The sequence below is a fragment of the Carnobacterium sp. genome (genome assembly GCF_032094055.1).
GTDB lineage: Bacteria > Bacillota > Bacilli > Lactobacillales > Carnobacteriaceae > Carnobacterium_A.
The window spans coordinates 21225-24411 of record NZ_DAMDAK010000019.1; the positions used below are offsets into that span (position 1 = coordinate 21225).

At 36.5% G+C, this 3187-nt stretch carries 3 protein-coding genes and 1 pseudogene; all 4 read right to left on the minus strand.

What is annotated here, in order from left to right:
* Positions 1–114: 114 nt before the first annotated feature.
* Complete coding sequence (locus RT405_RS04700) at positions 115–738, minus strand: DUF624 domain-containing protein (protein WP_313467997.1); 624 nt, start codon at positions 736–738, stop codon at positions 115–117.
* 90 nt (positions 739–828) lie between these two features.
* Positions 829–1593, minus strand: a complete 765-nt coding sequence (locus tag RT405_RS04705; RefSeq protein WP_396163281.1) for a carbohydrate ABC transporter permease — start codon at positions 1591–1593, stop codon at positions 829–831.
* Positions 1594–1724: 131 nt separating this feature from the next.
* On the minus strand, positions 1725–2630 hold the full coding sequence (locus RT405_RS04710) for a sugar ABC transporter permease (protein ID WP_313468018.1): 906 nt from the start codon (positions 2628–2630) through the stop codon (positions 1725–1727).
* A 187-nt stretch (positions 2631–2817) separates the two neighbouring features.
* A pseudogene (locus RT405_RS04715) lies at positions 2818–3187 on the minus strand (ABC transporter substrate-binding protein); the annotation flags it as partial.

Genomic DNA, 3187 nt, shown 5'->3' on the forward strand with positions numbered 1-3187 from the left:
CTTACCATTTTAATAGCTTAGAGACATGATAACTTGAGCTTTGCTCACAGTGCTACTTTCCTAAATTTCTTTCGAGTCAGGGCGGGCTTGCCCCGCTTTTCTTATATCAATCGTTTACTTCGAAGTGATCGGCTTATCTGAATGAAACTTTTGCAAAGAGTGAGCTGCTGTTTTAGTAGCAAGCAAAGCAATTAGGCTAAATGGAAAGAAAAAGAATAAAGCAGGCCAGAACAACAAGGCTCCAATAATAACAGCTATTGAAAGGAACAATGAGAGTGTGACTAAAGGTTTGGTAACTCCAATAGTCAATGCCAGAAAGTAAACGCGTGGAATTGATAACGTATATTGAACAAAAATAGGAAAACTATATAGGACCAGCAAAGCAAACAAAATGACTAGCGAGTAGACGGCATACCGTAAGACAAGAAAACCGGCTGATGTTTGACCGCTGAGAGACTGAATATCAATAAATAATATTATGCCTACTGCGGTCAGTGGCAAACCGATTAGATAACTTTTCCAAAAATTTTTGCGGAAGAAAGAAAGAAAAGTCCGAAAAATCGGTGTTTTTGTATCGCCTTTTTCCCATTTCCGTACTACTTCGAATAAAGCTACAATAGAAGGAAGAAGGGTGAAAATAGGAATAGAAAATAGTAAAAAAACAAGGTTTACTAGAGCCAAACGAGCTGCCCATTCTGTTCCGACAATCACGGCTTCTGAAAAAAACCGTTTATTCATAAATTAACTGACCTCTCTTTCTCAATAAATTCTTTTTGCTCATAAGCTGGTTCTAAAACACAAAAATCTGTTTTGGCAAATGTATGTAGCTTACCCTTTTGAACCAGCAGTTAAATCCATACCTTCAATAAAGTAACGTTGTGCGAAGAAAAATAGTAAAACGGTTGGCAATAAGACAAGTGTCGCTCCTGCCATCAAGTAGTTCCATTGTGAAGACGCTTGGCTTTGGAATGTTTTTAATCCAATTTGTAAAGTGTACATAGACTCTTCATGGATATAAAGCAAAGGACCTAAAAAGTCATTCCATGTCCCATTGAAAGCACCGATCGCAATAGTAATAATTGCTGGTTTAGTTAGTGGAATCATTAGATGACTCCAAATGTACAAATGACTGGCCCCGTCTATCTTAGCAGCCTCAACGAGCTCATTACTAATCGACATATAAAACTGACGCATGATGAAAATACTGAAAGCATTTCCGAAAAACGATGGTACAATCAAGGGTAAATAAGTTCCTACCCAGCCGATTTTTGAAAACAATACATATTGTGGAATCATGGTAACAAAACCTGGAATCATCATTGTCGTTAAGACGAGTGAAAACAACATATTGCGGCCTGGAAAAGAAATTTTTGCAAAGCCGTAAGCAATGAATGAGTTAGAAAGAACATTTCCGATAACTACGAAGAAAGTAATGAATAGAGTGTTTAATGCATATCGAATGAAGGGAAATGTTCTAATGGTTTCACCATAGTTTTGCCATTGTACATTACTAGGAAATAGTGTAGGGGGGATTTTAACGATTTCTGACATTGGTTTTAAGGAAGTGGATACCATCCAAACGATAGGAGCCATTAAAATGATGCTTACACTTACTAATAAAATAAAGATAATCAGTTTTAACGTTTTTTCTGATTTTTTTTTGCTTTTAAAGTGATTCTTTTTTACAGTTGGCTTAGCATCAGCTGTATAAACTGTTTTTTCCATTAGGTTTGACCTCCTTCGTATCGTACCCATAGAGGCGCAAGTTTCAGATTGATTAATGTTAGTATAAAGACAATCAGGAACAATCCCCAAGACATAGCCATAGCATATCCCATATCAAAAGCTACAAAAGCTTTGTTCCACATATGCAAGTTATAAAATAATAAGGAATTAGCAGGTCCGCCTGACCCACTGTCGGTCATAACATACGCTTCTTGGAATATTTGGAAAGCTCCGATGATTGATGTAACGACATTGAAGAAAATGATTGGCGTGATCATCGGTAATGTAATATGCCAAAAGCGTTTGATCATATTGGCACCGTCTAATTCTGCCGATTCGTAAAGTTGACTTGGGACATTTTGCAGTGTGGCTAGAAAAAGCAGCATAGAGCCCCCAACGCTCCATAGGCTCATGATAATAAGTGCTGGTTTTGTCCATTGTGGATCAAATAGCCAAGCTGGTCCATTAATACCAATGAAATGTAAAAGCGTATTGACTAATCCAGTAGAAGGCGCTAGCAGTTGCATCCATAATACATAAACAGCGACTCCTGATAAAATAGCTGGCATATAGAATATGGTTCTGAAAAATTTGATACCACGCATTTTTTGGTTAAGCAATACCGCCATTAGAACAGCTCCGACAGCGTTCAAAGGAACACTAAAGATAACGTAATAAATTGTATTATAAAGAGATTTCCAAAATAATCCATCTTGAGTAAACATCCGCTTATAGTTGCTCAACCCAATAAAATCCATTTTAGAAGTTAAATTATAGTTTGTAAAACTTCCATACAAAGAAAAAAGCATAGGACCCATTAAAAAAGAAATAAATCCTATAATAAAAGGAGAGACGAAGAGCAGTCCCCACAGAGCTTCTTGTTTCTTTAACTTAGTCCATTTCATTTTAGTCTTTTTTTGTTTTTTAGCCAGCATTGGGATCACCACGTTTCTTTTTTTATTTTAGTAAACTACGTTTAGATTTTAATCAAACTTATTTATCCTGATTAAAGAAATAAAGCTTGAACCGGCTTGAAAACCAGTTTCGCTATAAACTGGTTTTCAAGCCCAGTACCAAAGCTTGTTAAAATTTTTATTTATTTTGTTCGACGAGTTTTTCTACAGAATTTTGAGCATCTTTCAAAGCATCTTCCGGTGATTTTTTACCTAACATAACAGCATCGATCTCTGTATTGACTAATGGCAAGTAATCAGGAGCAGAAAGAGGAGTAGGTGTGATTACTGTAGTTTCAAGAGCCTTACTGGCCATTTCGTAAATCAAACGTCCGTTATCATCAAGATCAGGATTTGTTGCTAAGCTTTCATTGGCTTCTTGATTTGCCATGATATCGAAGCCTTTTGAGCCCCAATATTCTTGAACTTCATCGCTGGTTAAGTATTTAATGAATTCCCATGATGCATCTGGGTTTTTAGCTCCATAAGGAATTTCTGCTGTAAATCCT

Excerpts from the sequence above, each read along its gene's own strand:
- RT405_RS04700 (WP_313467997.1), bottom strand. The coding sequence starts at position 738 with ATGAATAAACGGTTTTTTTCAGAAGCCGTGATTGTCGGAACAGAATGG.
- RT405_RS04705 (WP_396163281.1), bottom strand. The coding sequence starts at position 1,593 with ATGGCTCCTATCGTTTGGATGGTATCCACTTCCTTAAAACCAATGTCA.
- RT405_RS04710 (WP_313468018.1), bottom strand. The coding sequence starts at position 2,630 with ATGAAATGGACTAAGTTAAAGAAACAAGAAGCTCTGTGGGGACTGCTC.